The organism is Oscillibacter sp. (assembly GCF_028693505.1).
Lineage (GTDB): Bacteria > Bacillota > Clostridia > Oscillospirales > Oscillospiraceae > Oscillibacter.
Window position 1 is genome coordinate 1 of the sequence record NZ_JAQUVF010000009.1, and the last position, 15,981, is coordinate 15,981.

Here is a 15,981-nt window from a genome sequence, read left to right on the forward strand (position 1 = left end):
CTGCCCAATCCCGGCGAGGGCGGTCCCGTCGGCGGCAACGGCAGTGGCACTCCCGTCATTCCCCTGCCCAATCCCGGCGAGGGCGGTCCCGTCGGCGGCAACGGCAGCGGCACTCCCGTCATTCCCCTGCCCAATCCCGGCGAGGGCGGTCCCGTCTACGAAGGCGGCAGCGGCACCCCTGTCATTCCTCTGCCCAATCCCGGTGAGGGCGGTCCCGTCTACGGAGGCGGCGGCATCCCCGTCATTCCCCTGCCCGGTCCCGGTCAGGGCGGTCCCGTCTACGGCGGCGGAGCCATCATCCCCTTTTGGCCCCGCTCCGCGCAGATCCGTTTTCTGAACGCGGCCTTTGGCTATCAGACCTTCCGCGTCCTTGTCAATAACTTCCGCGCCGTAAATTGGCTCAGCTACGCCGCGCTTTCCGCCTATGGGCGGGTAAACAGCGGTTACCAGACGATTACCGTCACCGGCACGGACGGCTATATTTACATTCAGAAAACGTTACCCTTCCAGGCAGGCACACTCACCACCGTTGCGATCATCAACACGCCAAGCGGTCTGGACCTTTTGCAGATTCAGGACAATTGCTGCCCGCCCACCGGCGGCTTTGCCAATTTCCGCGTCAGCAATCTGGCCCTCAACAGCACCCCGCTGGATGTTTTGCTGGGAGACGGCCGGGTGGTCTACACCGACGTGCGCTATAAGGAAACCACCAGCTTCAAGCGGTTGCGTCCGGGCCAATATCAGTTCTATTTTGCCGAGACCAATCTGACCTCCATGCCCGCATGGATGGACATCGAAACGCTGGATAGCGCGTTTATCGGCATGGCGCCCCCCATGGAGACTGTGGCCTCTTTGTACCTCAACGCGTTCAGCGGCGTCAATTACTCCGTCTTTTTGCTCAGCAGCGGCACCGCGGTCAACGCCGTGCAGGCAATTGTCTCGGGAGATCGCTAAACGGTATGGATAAAACCTTCTTCGGCGGAAATACTGGCGAGGAAGGGGTGAGGACATTGGCACATCTCAGCACCTATTTTTCTCTGGAGGATGCCGCGGGACGGCATGATACCGCGCTTTTAAAGCGGGAACTGGACGCACTGCCCGGCGTGACGAGTGTCAGCGTGGGCAACAGCGGATGTCTGGCGGTGGATTACGACTCCACCGGCGTCCGGCAGGAGCAGATTCGGCAAAAAATTCAGGAGCTTGGCTTTCAGCTGCGTTCCGGAGAATAAAGGAAGCGGTGCGCCGAAAATTCGGCGCACCGCTTCTTTTCGATTCAGCGCTCCCGCGGCCCCGGGAGAAACTCCTCCCCCGCCGAGCACATCGAAAGTCCCCCGGCGGACAGCTCCGTCAGGCGGCGGGAAAATTCTTTCTCCCCGCCCTCTGGAAACGCTGCCCGGACGGTGATCTCCGCGCCGTATTCCACCGCGCGCACCGCGCCGCCGCAGGCGGATATCTCCAGCTTCAGCCGCTCGAAAAGCGGATAAGTACAGGGGATGTCCCACAAGGTCCAAAGGCTCATCCGGGCAACGCCCACAAGGTCCAGCACTTCCTTGGCCCCCCGGGCGTAAGCCCGTGTCAAGCCCCCGGCCCCCAGCAAGATCCCGCCAAAATAGCGGGTCACCACGCAGCACACATTCACGATCTCCTCCCGCTGAAACACGTTCAGCATCGGCTGACCGGCAGTGCCCTGGGGCTCTCCGTCGTCGGAGTAGCGGACCGCGCCGCCCTCCTTTAAAAGATAGCACCAGCAGTGGTGGCGGGCGTCGTAGTATTTCTTTTTCGTCTCTTCAATGCGCTGGCGGGCTTCCGCCTCATTTTCCACCCGCCAGAGACAGCTGATGAAGCGGGAGCGCTTTTCCACGAACTCGCTCTCTCCGTCCTCAAAGGGTACCCGATACGCCCTCACGCCATGCCTCCTTCGTCAGCAGATAGAAATAGCTTTGCCGGTATTCTCCCATGGTTGCCACCCAGTCCGTCCGGGCAAACTGATAGCGAAACCCGCACTTTTCCATACAGCGGCGAAAGCGCCAATTTCCGGCATAGTGGCCGCACCAGATGCGCTGCAAGCAAAGCACTGTAAAGCCATACCGCAGTACAGCACTCACCGCCTCGCCCGTTAGTCCCCGCCCCCAATAGGCAGGGCTGAGCGCATAGCCGATCTCGTCGTCGGGGCAGTCCGGGTATTCCCCGGCGGGGTGATTTCCAACGAAGCCAACGGAACCCACCACCCGGCCCGTGGTTTTCTCCACCATGGCAAATACGCCGGGAGAAGCGAAAACCGTACGGATGACCGCAAGGCTTTCGGCCACGGTCGCATGGCTGGGCCAGAGCGCAATGGGACCCACCCGGGGATCGCGGGCGTAAGCGTATACGTCCGGCGCATCCCCGTCCCGGAAGGGGCGCAGCAAAAGGCGCGGTGTTTCTAAAATCATATGGGAGCCTCTTTTCTTCGCAATGGGGTTTCCCTTTTTCAGTTGCGCACGCAGGTCCTGCGCTTCACGGCTGGATAAACGGCTCCACCTGACCCAGAACCCGGGGATTGCACACCGCCGTTACGTCGATGGTCTCCCCATACTCCACGTTTTCTACCTTCGCCTCCCGGTACAGCATGTCCAAAAGGCCGCCCTGCTCATAGGGGAGGTGAATGCTCACCCGCCGGGTTCCCTTGTCCAGCCGCCGGTCGATCATTTGCAGCAGGGCGTCCACGCCCTCGCCGGTGGCGGCGGAAATGGAGCAGATATCCTCCCCGTGGGGCATGATCTCCCCCGCGTCCACCAGATCGGATTTGTTGAACACGTCGATGCGGGGCAGCTCGCTGGCCCCCAGCTCCGTAATGAGCGATTCCACCACCTGCGATTGCTGCTCCCAGTCGGGGCTGGACACGTCGATGACGTGCAGCAGCAAATCGGCGTACTCCAGCTCCTCCAGCGTGGCCTTGAATGCCTCCACCAGCTGGTGGGGGAGCTTGCGGATAAAGCCAACGGTATCGGATACCACCACCTCCAGTGTGTCGCTGACCGTCAGGAGACGGCTGGTGGTGTCCAGCGTGTCGAAGAGACGGTTGTTGGCGGGGATTCCCGCATCCGTCAGCCGGTTGAGCAGCGTGGATTTTCCGGCGTTGGTATAGCCCACGATGGCAACCACCGGGACCTCGTTCTTCCGCCGCTGCTGGCGCTGGGTGCCCCGCACCCGGCGCACATCCTCCAAATCGGCGCGCAGCTTGTCGATCTTGCGGTGGATGTGGCGGCGGTCCGTTTCCAGCTGGGTCTCGCCGGGACCCTTGGAGCCGATGGGGCCTTTTCCGCTGGTGCCTGCCTGCCGTTCCAGATGGGTCCACATTCCCGTCAGGCGGGGCAGCAGATACTGGTACTGCGCCAGCTCCACCTGAAGGCGGCCCTCCTTGGTCTTGGCTCTCTGGGCAAAAATGTCCAGGATCAGTCCGCAGCGGTCCAGCACCTGCACACCCAGCGTCTGCGTCAAAACCCGCAGCTGAGACGGGGAGAGATCGTTATCGAAAATGACCATGGTGGCCCCGTTGTTTTCGCAAAACGTCCGGACCTCCTCCACCTTGCCCTCCCCGATAAAGCTGCGGGGGTCCGGCGAGGGGCGGTTTTGCAGCACGATCCCCACTGTCGCGCCGCCGGCGGTCTCCACCAGAGAGGAAAGCTCCTCCATGGTGCCCTCGTCGGCGTTTTCTCCTTCTTTCAGCACCGGGGAGTTTAGCCCCACCAGCACCACTTTGTCACGTACTTCTTCTGTTTCCTGCATAGATTCTCCTTATTTTATTATATAGGCTTCCAAAACTTCACCGGTATAGCCGCGACGCCAGCCGCCCATGGCGCCGTAAGAGCGGAAGATGCGCTCGTCCTTCACGCATTCCGGCGCGAGGTCCTGCACGTACAGCTTTTTGCACACCAGCACCAGCTCCGATTCCTCAATAAAGGGCGCGTCTCCGGCACCGTAGCAGACGGTCAGTCCGCAGGTTTTGATCTTATCTGTATCCCGTCCGCTCTGCGTACCGCAAATGCGCAGGGTCTCCTTTTCCGAAGCGGGCAGCACGGACACGGTGAAGTAGTCCTTGGACTCCATAAATTGATAGGTATAGCGCTCCGGCCGCACGTAGACCGTGCACACCGGCAGATTCCACAGCGTTCCCAGCTGACACCAGCCAATCGTCATGGTGTTGCAGCCCTCCCGGTCCCCGGCAGTCAGCAGCGCGTTTTGGGTTTTAAACAGCTGAAAGATTTCCGGCGTCAGGGTTTTCGGGTCCGCGGAATGCATTCTCATGGCAAAACGCCCCTTTCCAAAAATGAGCCTCGATACTGCTTAGTATATGCGGTTTGGTGAAAAATGTAAACAAAAAAAGGCCTGCCAATCGGCAGACCTTTTTGTGATCGTGTCAGACTTATTTGTCCAAACCGAACTTCTTGTTGAATCTGGCAACGCGTCCGCCGGTATCCACCAGCTTCTGCTTACCTGTGAAGAAGGGGTGACACTTAGAGCAGACTTCCACCTTGATTTCTTTCTTGGTAGAACCTGTCTCAATCACATTACCGCAGGCGCAAGTAATCGTAGTCTGCTGATAATTGGGATGGATTCCTTCTTTCATTGCTCTCGTTCACCTCTTTCTTAGCAAGGCTACCTTTCACAAAGGCTATGCTAGTGTAACACACGTATTTTTAAAATGCAAGCGTTTTTCTGAGATTTCCAAGTTTTTTTTGGTAAAAACAAGTTATACGTCCACACACGCGCCGGCAGCGAGAAAATACAGCGCCCGCCGCTTCACCGGCCGCTCCAAAACCCGCTCCAGCGCCATGGAATAGGCCTCCAGCTGGGCGCGGTAATGCGCGGCTCTCCGGGCGACCTCCTCCTCCGTGCGCACCTGATCGGTCTTGAAATCCACCACCGTCACGCCCTCCGGCGTTTCAAAGCAGCAATCCACCACGCCTTGGAGCAAGATGGCGTCCTCCCCCGCCGCTTCCGGGTCGTAGAGCCGGTCGTCCATCAACAGCGTAAACCGATACTCCCGCAGAAGATGGCTCCCCCGGCGGATCTCCTCCGCCAGAGGCGAGGCGAGAAAACGCTCCAGCGCCCCCACATCCACTGCCGAGGCCTGCCGGGGCGTAAGCAGGTCCCGCGCTTGCAGACGCTCTACCTGACCGGCCACGTTGCCCTCGTCAAAGTCCAGGTATTGCAGCACCAGATGGGTCGCCGTGCCCCGCTCCGCCGGGGTGAGACCGTAGTGCTCCTGCCGGAATTTCGGCTGGGACAGCGGGCGGACATAGGGTGTGCGGGCGGCATTTTCCGCAATTTCCTCGTCCAGCGTCCGGCCCTTGAGCTGGGTGGCGGTCACCTTGGCGGGAAGCAGCGTCTCCCGTTGATAGGGGTAGACGAAGGAGAGGAGTTCTTCATCGAAGGAGACCTCTCCCTCCGCTTCCGGAGACAGAATTTTCGCGCAGGCGGGTCGCTCACGATAGTCCTCGCTGTCATGGGTAAACACTTGCCACGCGCTGGTATCCAACGTCTGCGCCGTTTCAACCGGCAGGTCTGCCAGCGTTCGCAGCGGCAGGGCCTCCGGGCGACAGAGCAGGGGCAGCAGCAGCCAGTCCCCAAACGTCTTTCCCGCCGCCACCGTTTCCGGCTCCACGGGGCACGCCGCCACCGCAGCCAGCTTTTGCAGCCGGCCCTCCGCGTGGTACATGGCATCCACCAAAATCAGCTTTTCCTTGGGGCGCGTCATCGCCACGTACAAAATGCGCTGTTCCTCCGAAAGGTTTTCCCGGCGCAGTTTTTCCTCGATTGCCAGCCGCGCCAGCGTGGGATACTGGATTTTTCGCTCCAAATCCACCCGGCGGGGGCCAAGCCCCATCTCCGGATGGACCAGCACCGGCGTGTCAAAATCCTGCCGGGAAAAGGCATGGTCCAAATCCGCCAGAATCACAATGGGAAACTCCAGTCCCTTGGACTTGTGAATACTCATCAGCCGAACGCCGTTCACCGCCGCCGCAGCCTTGGTAGACGGTGCCTGATCGGCATCCAGCAGACGGCGCAGCTGCGTCACGAAGGCGAAAAGCCCCCGGTAGCCGCCACTTTCAAATTTTTCGGCGTGACGGCTGAAGGCGATCAGATTTTCCCGCCGCTCCGCTCCGGCGTCCATAGCGCCGAAAATACCCAGCACGTTCAGCGTGTTGTAGAGGTGCCACACCAGACGGTGGACATTCATGTCCCGTGCCGATGCGCGCAAAGCGGACAGCGTCTCCAAAAAGGCGGCGCAGTCCGCTCCCCCGTCGGCGCTTACCGCGTCAAAATAGTCCCCGCCGGGGGCCTTGGCGCGAATCTCCGCCAGCCGATCCGGCGAGAAGCCGAACAGAGGCGAGCGCAGCACGCTGATCAGCGGCACATCCTGCCGGGGATTGTCCAGCAGCTCCAGCAGCGCCAGCATCACGGAAATCTCCATGGTGTGGAAGAAATCGCCGCTTTCTTCAAAGGAGCAGGGGATGTCCCGCTCCGCCAGCGCCTGGGCGTAAGCCGCCGTCCGGCTGCCGGGGGAACGCATCAAAATCACCACGTCCTCCGGCCGACAGGGCCGCAGCTGCCCGTCGCCGTCGGTGACGCCATAGCCCTCGTCCAGCAGCTGCCGGATGCGCTTTGCCACAAACCGGGCTTCCGCCGTCAGCTTTTTGACGGGCTGATCGTTTTCCGCGCTCTTTTGCCGCGCGGCGATCAGGTGGAATTCCGTGGCGCAGTCATCTCGCGGGGGATAGTAGGCCGCGCCAAAGTGCAGCGCCTCTTCCTCCCCGTAGGTCATCTCCCCCATTTCCGGGGAGAGGATATTGGTGAAGATAAAGTTGGCGGCGTCCAAAACCTCCTGCCGGGAGCGGAAGTTTTTGGAGAGCAGGATTTTCCGCTCCTCCCCCGGCTGTACCTCCTCCCAGGATTTGAAGCGGTTGTATTTCCCCAGAAAGATGGTGGGGTCCGCCAGCCGGAAACGGTAGATGCTCTGCTTCACGTCGCCCACGGTGAATAGATTTTGCTCCCGCTTGGAAACCGCCCGGAAGATGGCGTTTTGTACCTCGTTGGTATCCTGATACTCGTCCACCAGAATTTCCTGATATCGGGCGGCCACCTGCTCGCCCAGCTCTGTGGGCGCGCCATCCTCCGCCACCAGCAGCCGCAGCGCCAGATGCTCCTGATCGGAAAAATCCAGCGCGTTCATCCGCAGCTTTTCCACGCGGTAGCTCTCGGAAAACGTCACTGTCAATTCCAGCAGCGCCTCCATGGCCGGAGCCACCGCCCGCAGGTCCTCCATGGCCTCCTCCCCGCTGACGTCCAGCAGGCGGTCCAGCTTCTTTTTCTCCGCCTTGCAGGCTTCCCACACCTGCTTCGCCGCCGCGACGCACGGGTCGTCCTTCCTGCCCCGGGGCGTATTCAAGCGGGGGAAGTCCACCATCTGCCCGCACCGGCGGGCCGTCTCCCAGTCCCCGCTTTGGGAGAGGGTTTGAAACCCGCCCGCCGCAATTTGAAATTTTTCTCCATACCCTGCCGCAAGCGCGGCGTCCTCCGCCATCCCTTCGGCGGTCTTTTCCAAAAGCGCCGCCCAGTAGTCCGCCTTTCGGCGGATGGATCGCAGCAGCTCCGCAGCGTAGGGCGTATCCTCAAAGGAACCGTCCAGACCGCTCCACGCGCTCCGGCTTTCCGCCAGCCAGCGGTCCGGGTAGGCGTGGCTCTGGAGCTTTTCGTACACTTCCAGCACCAGCTCCTCCAGTGCGCTGTCGTCCCTTCCGGCGCCAAGGGTGTCCGCCAGCTGCTCCCGGAGGGCGTCCAGCGCGTCGTAAAACGACTCCAGCGCCCGTCCCAGCACCCGGACGCGGACCAAGCGAGCCTCGCTGTCGTCCAGCACCTTGAAGTCCGGCGTCAGGGCGCAGCGGTCCTCCTCCCGAGCCAGAAGGTGGGTGTTTTCCCGCAACAGCGCGGTGCAGAAGGCGTCCACCGTCTTGATGTCCGCCTGATACACCCGCAGCAGCTGACGCTTGAGATGCTGGTCCCCCGGCGTCTCGCCCATCCGGCGGGAAAGTTCCGCGGCGATCTTGCCCCGCAGCTCGGCGGCAGCCGCCTTGGTGTAGGTGATGATGAGGAAATCGTCCACGTTGCAGTGTTCTTCCGTCACAAAGCGGAACAGCCGCTCCACCAGCACCTTTGTCTTGCCGGACCCTGCGGCGGCGGATACCAGCAGGCTGCCGCCCCGGTTTTCCACCACTTCCCGCTGTTGGGGGGTCAATGTGGGTTTTTCCATGTCAATCGCCCTCCTTTTCCAGCATGGCCCAAAAATCCTCCGCCTTCACCGGCAGAATGTAATGCAGATGGTCCCCGTCCCGGCCATCCTGAAAATGGCAGGCATCCGCCCAGTCGCAGTACTGGCAGAAGCTATCGTCCGAACTGTGGCAGCAGGGGTCCGCGTCGATGTTGCCCTGGCGGACCTCCCGGGAAATCTCATGCAACAGTTCGTCCACATACCGCCCCAGCTTCCCCAGCTGCGCCGCCGAGGCAATGCTGCCGGAAAGATCGCCATCCCGGTTTACCCGAAGCGGCAGGTAGTGGGGCTTTCGCAGGGACTCGTGCTCCATGGCCTCCAGCACCGCAGGCTCCGCAAGCAGCAATCCGCTGCGGCGCAGCTGCTTCTCCCGTTCGCTTTCCAGCCTTTCCGGGGAAATGTTTCGCTCCGCCGTCAAAATTTCGTCCCGGGCAGGCAGATACAAAACGCCCGCCGGTTCCACGTCCCTCTGGAAATAGGCCCCGCCCTCTTTTTGCAGGGTGAAGAGGTAGAGCAGCATCTGGATATCCAGTCCCATCTTCACCGCTGAGAGATCGAAGGCCTTCCGCCCGGACTTATAGTCCACCACCCGGAGATACAGCTTCTCGTCCTTCACCCAGCCGTCCACCCGGTCCACCTTGCCGCCAATGCGCAGCTCCCCGTCCGGCTCCGAGATCACCACCCCCGGAAGCGCGCCGTGGTCCCCGAAGGACAGCTCGAATTCCAGTGGGATGAAGTCCGAGCAGCGCAGCTCCTCCGCCACCTGATCCACCACGGCGTAGGCCGTGTTCCGCAAGCGGGCGAAGAGATAGCGGAAGCGGGCGTTCCGGTCCTGAAAGTTGTGCAGCTCCAGTTGGGCGTATTGCTCAATATACTTCCGCACCAGCGCGTGGAGCGCATCCTCCTCCACCGCCGCAAAGCCGCCTCGGCTGAGCACCTCCCGGGTGACGTTTTCCAACAGGTAGTGCAGAAAGGTCCCGATCTGGGGCGCGTCAAAGGCCGCCGGCGCACGGGGCTTGGCCCGCAGACCGTATTCCATGAAGTAGGCGAAGTGGCAGCTGCGCAGCCGCTCCAGCCGGGAGGCGGACATGGAGATGCGCTCGCCGTACAGCGTCCGCACCGCCGCCCGGGAGAGTGCGCCGCGCCTCAGCGACGCCGCCTGTTCCATCCGGGCGAGGGCATCCTGAAATTCCGGACGCTTGCTGAAAAAGCGCCGCAAATCCCCCTTTTCCGTCTGCCCCGCCATCTCCAGCGCAGGCAAAACCGCTGTTAAGCGATATTCCTTGTCATTTCCCTCTTTTTCGACTTTCAGTGCCGGAAACAGCGTCCGCAGCCGGTCCACCACAAAGGCGGGCCGCAGCTCTGCCCCGGAAACGTCGCTGACCGGATAGCTGACGGTCAGTGCGCAAACCGGCTGCGCCAGCGCGGCATAGAGATTTTGCAGCTCGATGCTCATGCGCTCCATACCCGTGGGCGCCAGTTCGATCCCCCGCTGGCTGAGAGCATCCCGGTCGTCATCGTTCAAAATGCCGCCGCTTTGCCCCGGGTCCGGCAGCACGTGGTCGTTGGTCCCCAGCAAAAAGAGCACCTTGGCCGTGTGCCGGTCATTGCGGGTGATCTCGCTGACGGAGACCTGATCCAGCGACACGGGAATGGTGCCCACGCTGTACTGCGTCAGCACCTGCCGGAAAAGGCGGAAAAATTTGTCCAGCCCCATGGGCTCCTCACCCAAAATCTCCACGAACTGGTCCAGCACCCCGCAGAGGATGTCCCACAGCTGGGCCGTCTCCTCCGCGTCCTGCGCTCTGCCCGAGCGTGCCTGCGCCTGGCGCTGCTGTTCCAAGGTGTCCTGCAAGCGCAGCTCTTCCATAAAGCTGTAAAGTGAATCCACTTTCTCGCCCGCTGTTTTTCCGGATTTCAGCCCGTCTGACAGGCGGAAAAGAGGCCCGCGCACCCGCTGGCGCAAACCGTTGACCCGCGCCAGCAGCGCCGTCCGCTCCTGCGTCCACGGTGCGCCGTAGCCGTCGGGATTCTCCGTCCAATCCACGTCCCGCAGCCACATGCCGCCGTGGATTTCCCACTTGAGCGCGTAGTTTTCCAGCAGGTCGCATTCCTCCGCCGTCACGCCCGCAAGGCCGGTTTTCAGCCACCGGAACATCTCGTCATACTCGTATCCGTTTGCGATGGCGGAGAGGACGCCCACAAGCAGGCTGATAACCGGCTTTTCCAGAATGTCGCTGCGGCGGCTGAGGTAGGCGGGGATGCCATAGCGCTCAAACACCGTCTCGATGACGCCGGCATAGTCTCCCATGTTCCGGGCCGCCACGGTGATGTCCCGACAGCGGTACTTGCCGCCCGCCAGCAGCCGCCGGATATCCGCGGCGGTCTGCTCCACTTCGGAAAAGACCGAGTCCGCCTCCCGGATGCAGATGTTGCTGCACGGCCCGGAAAACGGCTCGTTTCCCCCGAAGAACTGCCGCTCCAGATGGCCCAGTGCCGAGGGGTCCTCCCCCCGCAGCGTCTTTGTCTCAACGGCGCAGCCCGCCTGCTCCGCCAAACGGCGGAGCCTTCCCAGGGTGCGGAGGGAGGGCTCGAAAGTCTCTTCCCGGCTGTCCTCCTCCCCCAGCAGCGTCACCGTGACGGATCTCGCCTGCCGCAGTAAAATTTCCAGCACGCGCCGCTCCTGCGCGTTGAAATACGTAAACCCATCAATGAAAACGTCCTTGCCCACCACGTAGCCGGAGTCCTCCAGATGGTCGCACAGGCGGGTCATCCGGTCCCGGGCGTCCAACCCGGGCCGCTTTAAGCGGGCTTCGTAGGCCCCGTACAAAAGGCTGAGGTCCCGGAGCTTTTCGTGGGTCGACCCTTCGATCTCTTCCGCCTTCTCGTAGAGAATTTCCGGTGTGACCTCGTAACAGCGCAGCTCATCAAAAAGGTCCAGCAGCTGCTGCAAAAAGGCGGATTTCTGAGAGGGGCGGCGATACACGCTCAGCTCCGGCGCCACTTCCCCCAGCGCTTTTTGCAGTGTCAGCAGCTTTCCGCCCGCGTCCAGCGCCACCTGTGAGATGCCTCCGGTGAGCGTGAGCACCCGGTCGCACAGGCGGCGAAAGCTCAGCACCTCCGCATGGCGGCTGACTGTCGGGCCGCAGGCCCTGCAAAGATCCACCTCCGCCTGGTGGGAGGCGTGCTCCGGCACCAGCAATATCTGCTGGCCCCGATCTCCCAGCGCGGCGATTTGCCGCAGCACCGTGTCCGATTTTCCCGTTTTGGCCCGTCCCATCAAGACCGTCAGCATACGCGTCCCTCCGCCGTCCGTTTTCGGTTATGATACCACATTTCCCCCGCCGTGAACAGCCCCGTTGCCTTTTGAGACCGGCTGTGTTATCCTGTAAAAAAACTTTGGAGGACCGTACCATGCACATTCCCCAGGGAACCACCGCAACACTTGCGCTGGAGCCTTTCTCCCCCGCGCTGGAGACCGCTCTTCGCCCCTGTCCCGCTTACGACGCAGACCGCTGGCTCTACGTGCCAAACACTTATTCGGAATACCGGTACATTCTGGGCACCCGGGGAACGCATCCCCTCATCTGCATCGGCATCAACCCCTCCACCGCCGCCCCGGATGCGCTGGACCCCACCTTGCAGTCTGTGGAGCGGATCGCCCGCGCCAACGGCTACGACAGCTTTCTCATGTTCAACGTCTACGCTCAGCGGGCCACCCGTCCGGATGACATGGAGACAGTGTGCAACGCCGCGCTCCACGATGAAAATCGGAAGGCCTTCCGGTATCTGCTCTCCCTCTCAGCCCAGCCCGCCGTCTGGGCGGCTTGGGGCAACATTATCGAAAAGCGAAGCTATCTGACGGATTGTATGCGGGACTTCGCCGCAGACGGAGAGTCTGTAAATGCAAAATGGTTTACAGCAGGTCCCCTGCTGAAATCTGGGAATCCCCACCACCCCCTGTACCTCAGGCGGGACACCCAGCTGTTGGAGTTTGACATTGGGGCTTATCTTTCCGCGAAAAAATAAAGGAACTGGAAGAACCAGCTTCCACATCCATCAATAGGAAAAGCCCGGCTTACAGCCGGGCTTTTTGCGTGCAGGCGGTATTTTCTAGTATCCCAGCCAGAGCTTCACCGTCAAAACGGCGCAGGCGACCAGCAAAATGGTCAGCGCCCCCTGCCCCCACAAAAGGCTGTATGTGACCGGCTTGGAGGAATCCCCCGAGAGCGAGAGCATGGAGCAAAACACATAGACCGCCAGAAGGCCGAAGGCGATGGCGAGGATGCCCGCCGCCGTATCCCATGCCAGCGCAGACGCCGCAAGATACAGCAAAAATCCGACGCCGGAAACCACCGCCCCCAGCCGCATCTGCCCCATGGTGCGCAGCCAAAATCCCTTTTTCATACACGTTCTCCTTTTAGTATCCGTTCACGATGGCGCCCAGCACCCGGCCTGCCACGGTACCCGCCACGGAGCTTCCGCCGCCGCCGTTTTCCACCATCACCACGAAGGCGTAGGGCGCATCCTCATTGCGCAAAAAGCCCGCAAACCAGGCGTGGGGCGTCTTTCCATCCCCCACCTCGGCGGTTCCGGACTTGGCGCACAGGTCCATATTGGGAAAGCGGTCGCTTCCGTAGGTTTTTTTCACGGTTTCGGCCATCATGTCCGCCATTTTTTTCGCGGTAGCTCCGGAGATCAGCGTCTCCGTCTTGCGCGTGATATGGGGAAGCGACGGGATGCCCAGCGCGCTGACGCTTTTTTCAATGAGGTACGGCTCCGCCGCCTTGCCGCCGTTTGCGATGGCCCCCATATAGCACAGCAGCGCGCAGGGATTCACCTGATCCTTGTACTGGCCCACACCGGCCCAGCCCAGCTCTCCGTCGGTGATGCCATCCCAAGAAAAGGTGCCCTTCGCCGTGGGCAGTCCGCTGACGGAGTAGCTCCGGGTAAGCCCCGCCTTTTCCGTGTAGGCCTTCAGCGTGTCCGCGCCCAGCTCCTGGGCAATTTCGGCAAACGCCACGTTGCAGGAGTTCGCCAGCGCGTCCCCAATGTGCTGCTCACCGTGGACACCGGAGCAGACGATGGTCTCCTCCCCGATCTGGACGCTGCCGGTGCATTCCCAGGTGCGCTCCTCCAAATCCGGAATTTTCTCCAGCGCCGCTGCCAGCGTCACCGTTTTATAGACGGAGCCGGGGGTGAAGGTGGAGGAGAGAAAGCGGTTCAGATACGCGCCCTTATAGCGCTCGTTGGTCTCAATATCTCCCGGCACGTTCAGCGGATCGTAGCTGGGGGCGGACACCATGCACAAAATCTCTCCGGTTTTATAGTTGTACACCGCCACAGTGCCCGCATGGCCATTTAAGGCCCGATAGGCCTCGTAGTGATACCGGGCGTCCACGGTGAGATACAGCTCCGCGCCCTGATCGGCGCCGAAGGCGCCGTTGAGCAGATTGTACCCCGTGAGCTTATCGGCAAAGGCATTCAAGGCGCCGGTGCCGATGCTGCCCTGCAAATCACCCACGGCATGGAGCGTGGCCTTGCGCACTGTCTCATTGTCGTAATAGGTCCGTTTGCCGTCCTTGACGGTGGAGAGGACGTCTCCGTCCCGGTCCAGCACCGTGCCAACCGCCAGCTGCCCGGCGGAGTTATACAGGTGGCGGTTGAAAGCCGAGGACGCCCAGCTGCCTCCGTGGAGCAAATACTTGCCGAGAAAGACGCCAAGCCCCACCGCCAGCACCAGCGCCAGAATGCGGCAGACCACCGCTCTTTGCTCAATTCTTTTCATTTGCCGCCTCCCCGGTTCCAAAGGGGTCTCCCACCGTATCCACTCGCTTCCGGGCCTCCTCCGTCAAACGCTTTTGCCCTCGCCGCCGAATGGCAAAGCTGGCGTTTTCCCGAGTGTCGGTGGCCTTCAGAAAGGCCAGCAGACCCCACGCGGACATCATGGCGGAGCCGCCGTTGGAGACGAAGGGGAAGGTGACGCCGGTGAGAGGCAGCAGGTCCACGGAGCCAAACACGTTTAAGCAGGTCTGGAACACCAGTAAGGACCCCGCCGCGCAGGCGGCGATGGTATAAAAACTGGAGCGTCCCACCCGGACAGCCCGGGCAGCGAAGAAGGCCAGCACGATGATGGACGCCGCCGCCAGCAGCGCAATGAGCAATCCCCATTCCTCGCACAGCATCCCGAACACCAGATCGGTGTCCGCCGCGGCGATCTTATGGAGCCAGCCGTTGCCGCTCCCCATGCCCAAAAGGCCGCCGGAGGCCGCCGCAGACATGGTCCGCGTCTGCTGATAGCCGGTGGTGGACGCGGCCTCCCACGCATGGCCCCAAGAGGCGAAGCGATTGAGGATGTAAGGCTTGAACTTTAAAATGATGCCCGCGCCAAACACCGCCGCGCCGCAGATGAGGGAGAGCGTCGCCCAATCGCCGGAGCGAAGATAGGCGATGACAAGAAACGTCACGAAAAAGATGGCCGCCGTGCCGAAATCGCTCATGAGGCCCAAAAGGCCGATGCAAACGCCGGTCAGCACGATGAACAGCGTCAGGTTTCGCCGGTGGAACAGCCGCTCCAGCGTGGCGGAGCCGGCAAAAATATAGCAGATCTTGGCAATTTCAGAGGGCTGAAAGGAAAGTCCGCCCAGAGAGATCCAGTTCACGGCGCCATACTTGGCGTGGCCCAGGACCAGCGTGATCCCCAAAAGGCCGATGGCCCCGGCCGCCATGAGCCAGCGGTTTTTCTGCACCCGGCTCAAATCCCGCAGAAACAGCCCCAACACCAAAAAGAGGATCAAACCCAGAAAAATGGCAAGCAGCTGTTTAAAAAGGCTTTCCGGCGCACTGGAAGCCGTCACCGAAAGGGAGAGCGTGGAGAGGAAGAAGGCGATGGTCTCCAGCTCAAAGCCCACGCAGCGGCTGCACCGCAGCACCGCATAGTAAGCCCACATGACCGCGCTCAAGCTGAAAAACGCCAGCGGCACCGCCGCCGTGGACCTTTCCCCCATGGACACGATCAGCTGCAAACAGGTCAGCACCTGAAACAGCGTCAGCCACAAAAAGGACGGCCAGATCGATGCAGGACGCTCCGAGCGCCGCTTTTCCTCCAGCTCCTCCCGCTCCGCCACGGTCTGGGGCAGAAACACCAGCGGCACGCCGCCCAGCGCAATGGTATCCCCCAGCTTCACGGGAACCGACGTGGCAACCGGCTCTCCGTTCACGGCGGTGCCGCCCTTGGAGCCCAGATCATAGAGCGTCCAGTTTTCATTCTCTCCCCTGCACAGCGCCGCGTGCTGGCGGGAAATGCTGGGATAGTTCAAATAGACGTCGGCGTTCTTTCCCCGGCCGATGATGTTTTCCCAGTGGGTCAGCTGGAGGGGCGTGCCGTTGGGCAGGCTCAGCTGCCCCCAAATCTCCGGCGTGTGCGGAATCCGCAGCAGCGACCGCACCGCCCGGAACAGGATCAAAACCGCCAGCACCGGAAAGAGAAAGCGGACGAATGCCATATACCACTCTCCGATCAGCGGATAGGCCGTCAGCAGGGCGGAAATACGATCCAGCAAGGCTTGCAGCGGCGCCATCAATGCTTCCATGGCGGTTTGCCCCCTTTCAGCATGGTCATGCAATAGAATGGCATTCAGTATACCACTTTTTTTTACCCGTGTACAGAC

General features: G+C 61.5%; 13 protein-coding genes. 3 read left to right on the forward strand and 10 right to left on the reverse strand.

Features of this window, described 5'->3' with window-relative positions:
- Both PHI30_RS04065 and PHI30_RS04070 read left to right on the forward strand, forming a co-directional pair.
- The coding region (locus PHI30_RS04065; protein ID WP_300024239.1) for a DUF4397 domain-containing protein at nt 1-954 on the forward strand (954 nt) is incomplete at its 5' end.
- A gap of 56 nt (nt 955-1,010) precedes the next feature.
- Nucleotides 1,011-1,229: a heavy-metal-associated domain-containing protein gene (locus PHI30_RS04070; RefSeq protein ID WP_300024241.1), complete on the forward strand. Its 219-nt coding sequence runs from the start codon at nt 1,011-1,013 to the stop codon at nt 1,227-1,229.
- Nucleotides 1,230-1,273: 44 nt separating this feature from the next.
- Here PHI30_RS04070 and PHI30_RS04075 read toward each other — a convergent pair whose 3' ends face one another.
- The 7 genes from PHI30_RS04075 to PHI30_RS04105 all read right to left on the reverse strand — a co-directional run bounded on the left by PHI30_RS04075 (nt 1,274) and on the right by PHI30_RS04105 (nt 11,606).
- Complete coding sequence (locus tag PHI30_RS04075) at nt 1,274-1,906, reverse strand: YigZ family protein (protein ID WP_300024244.1); 633 nt, start codon at nt 1,904-1,906, stop codon at nt 1,274-1,276.
- Nucleotides 1,881-2,432, reverse strand: a complete 552-nt coding sequence (locus PHI30_RS04080; protein WP_300024247.1) for a GNAT family N-acetyltransferase — start codon at nt 2,430-2,432, stop codon at nt 1,881-1,883. The genes PHI30_RS04075 and PHI30_RS04080 overlap by 26 nt, the downstream gene beginning before the upstream one ends.
- A 64-nt stretch (nt 2,433-2,496) precedes the next feature.
- Nucleotides 2,497-3,768 (reverse strand): GTPase HflX, encoded by a 1,272-nt coding sequence (gene hflX, locus PHI30_RS04085; RefSeq protein WP_300024250.1) that lies wholly within the window; start codon nt 3,766-3,768, stop codon nt 2,497-2,499.
- A 9-nt stretch (nt 3,769-3,777) separates the two neighbouring features.
- Nucleotides 3,778-4,287 carry a flavin reductase gene (locus tag PHI30_RS04090; RefSeq protein WP_300024253.1) on the reverse strand — a complete coding sequence of 170 codons (510 nt, stop codon included), beginning with the start codon at nt 4,285-4,287 and terminating at the stop codon, nt 3,778-3,780.
- 118 nt (nt 4,288-4,405) lie between these two features.
- On the reverse strand, nt 4,406-4,609 hold the full coding sequence (rpmE, locus tag PHI30_RS04095) for a 50S ribosomal protein L31 (RefSeq protein ID WP_300024256.1): 204 nt from the start codon (nt 4,607-4,609) through the stop codon (nt 4,406-4,408).
- Between the two features lie 123 nt (nt 4,610-4,732).
- The gene (gene addA, locus PHI30_RS04100; RefSeq protein ID WP_300024259.1) at nt 4,733-8,293 is read right to left on the reverse strand and encodes a helicase-exonuclease AddAB subunit AddA; all 3,561 of its coding nucleotides are present in this window, start codon (nt 8,291-8,293) and stop codon (nt 4,733-4,735) included.
- Nucleotide 8,294: 1 nt separating this feature from the next.
- Nucleotides 8,295-11,606 (reverse strand): PD-(D/E)XK nuclease family protein, encoded by a 3,312-nt coding sequence (locus PHI30_RS04105; protein WP_300024262.1) that lies wholly within the window; start codon nt 11,604-11,606, stop codon nt 8,295-8,297.
- A gap of 119 nt (nt 11,607-11,725) precedes the next feature.
- On the opposite strand from PHI30_RS04105, the gene PHI30_RS04110 reads away from it, so the two are divergent.
- The gene (locus PHI30_RS04110; protein ID WP_300024264.1) at nt 11,726-12,340 is read left to right on the forward strand and encodes a DUF1643 domain-containing protein; all 615 of its coding nucleotides are present in this window, start codon (nt 11,726-11,728) and stop codon (nt 12,338-12,340) included.
- An 84-nt stretch (nt 12,341-12,424) separates the two neighbouring features.
- On the opposite strand, the gene PHI30_RS04115 is transcribed toward PHI30_RS04110, so the two are convergent.
- Genes PHI30_RS04115 through PHI30_RS04125 form a run of 3 tightly spaced genes read right to left on the reverse strand, consistent with a single transcriptional unit; the run spans nt 12,425 to nt 15,903 of the window.
- The gene (locus PHI30_RS04115) at nt 12,425-12,718 is read right to left on the reverse strand and encodes a hypothetical protein (protein WP_300024267.1); all 294 of its coding nucleotides are present in this window, start codon (nt 12,716-12,718) and stop codon (nt 12,425-12,427) included.
- Nucleotides 12,719-12,731: 13 nt separating this feature from the next.
- Nucleotides 12,732-14,099 carry a penicillin-binding transpeptidase domain-containing protein gene (locus tag PHI30_RS04120; RefSeq protein ID WP_300024270.1) on the reverse strand — a complete coding sequence of 456 codons (1,368 nt, stop codon included), beginning with the start codon at nt 14,097-14,099 and terminating at the stop codon, nt 12,732-12,734.
- The gene (locus PHI30_RS04125; protein ID WP_300024273.1) at nt 14,086-15,903 is read right to left on the reverse strand and encodes an FtsW/RodA/SpoVE family cell cycle protein; all 1,818 of its coding nucleotides are present in this window, start codon (nt 15,901-15,903) and stop codon (nt 14,086-14,088) included. The genes PHI30_RS04120 and PHI30_RS04125 overlap by 14 nt, the downstream gene beginning before the upstream one ends.
- Nucleotides 15,904-15,981 lie beyond the last annotated feature (78 nt).

Excerpts from the sequence above, each read along its gene's own strand:
- PHI30_RS04080 (WP_300024247.1), bottom strand. The coding sequence starts at position 2,432 with ATGATTTTAGAAACACCGCGCCTTTTGCTGCGCCCCTTCCGGGACGGG.
- hflX (WP_300024250.1), bottom strand. The coding sequence starts at position 3,768 with ATGCAGGAAACAGAAGAAGTACGTGACAAAGTGGTGCTGGTGGGGCTA.
- PHI30_RS04090 (WP_300024253.1), bottom strand. The coding sequence starts at position 4,287 with ATGAGAATGCATTCCGCGGACCCGAAAACCCTGACGCCGGAAATCTTT.
- rpmE (WP_300024256.1), bottom strand. The coding sequence starts at position 4,609 with ATGAAAGAAGGAATCCATCCCAATTATCAGCAGACTACGATTACTTGC.
- addA (WP_300024259.1), bottom strand. The coding sequence starts at position 8,293 with ATGGAAAAACCCACATTGACCCCCCAACAGCGGGAAGTGGTGGAAAAC.
- PHI30_RS04105 (WP_300024262.1), bottom strand. The coding sequence starts at position 11,606 with ATGCTGACGGTCTTGATGGGACGGGCCAAAACGGGAAAATCGGACACG.
- PHI30_RS04110 (WP_300024264.1), top strand. The coding sequence starts at position 11,726 with ATGCACATTCCCCAGGGAACCACCGCAACACTTGCGCTGGAGCCTTTC.
- PHI30_RS04115 (WP_300024267.1), bottom strand. The coding sequence starts at position 12,718 with ATGAAAAAGGGATTTTGGCTGCGCACCATGGGGCAGATGCGGCTGGGG.
- PHI30_RS04120 (WP_300024270.1), bottom strand. The coding sequence starts at position 14,099 with ATGAAAAGAATTGAGCAAAGAGCGGTGGTCTGCCGCATTCTGGCGCTG.
- PHI30_RS04125 (WP_300024273.1), bottom strand. The coding sequence starts at position 15,903 with ATGGAAGCATTGATGGCGCCGCTGCAAGCCTTGCTGGATCGTATTTCC.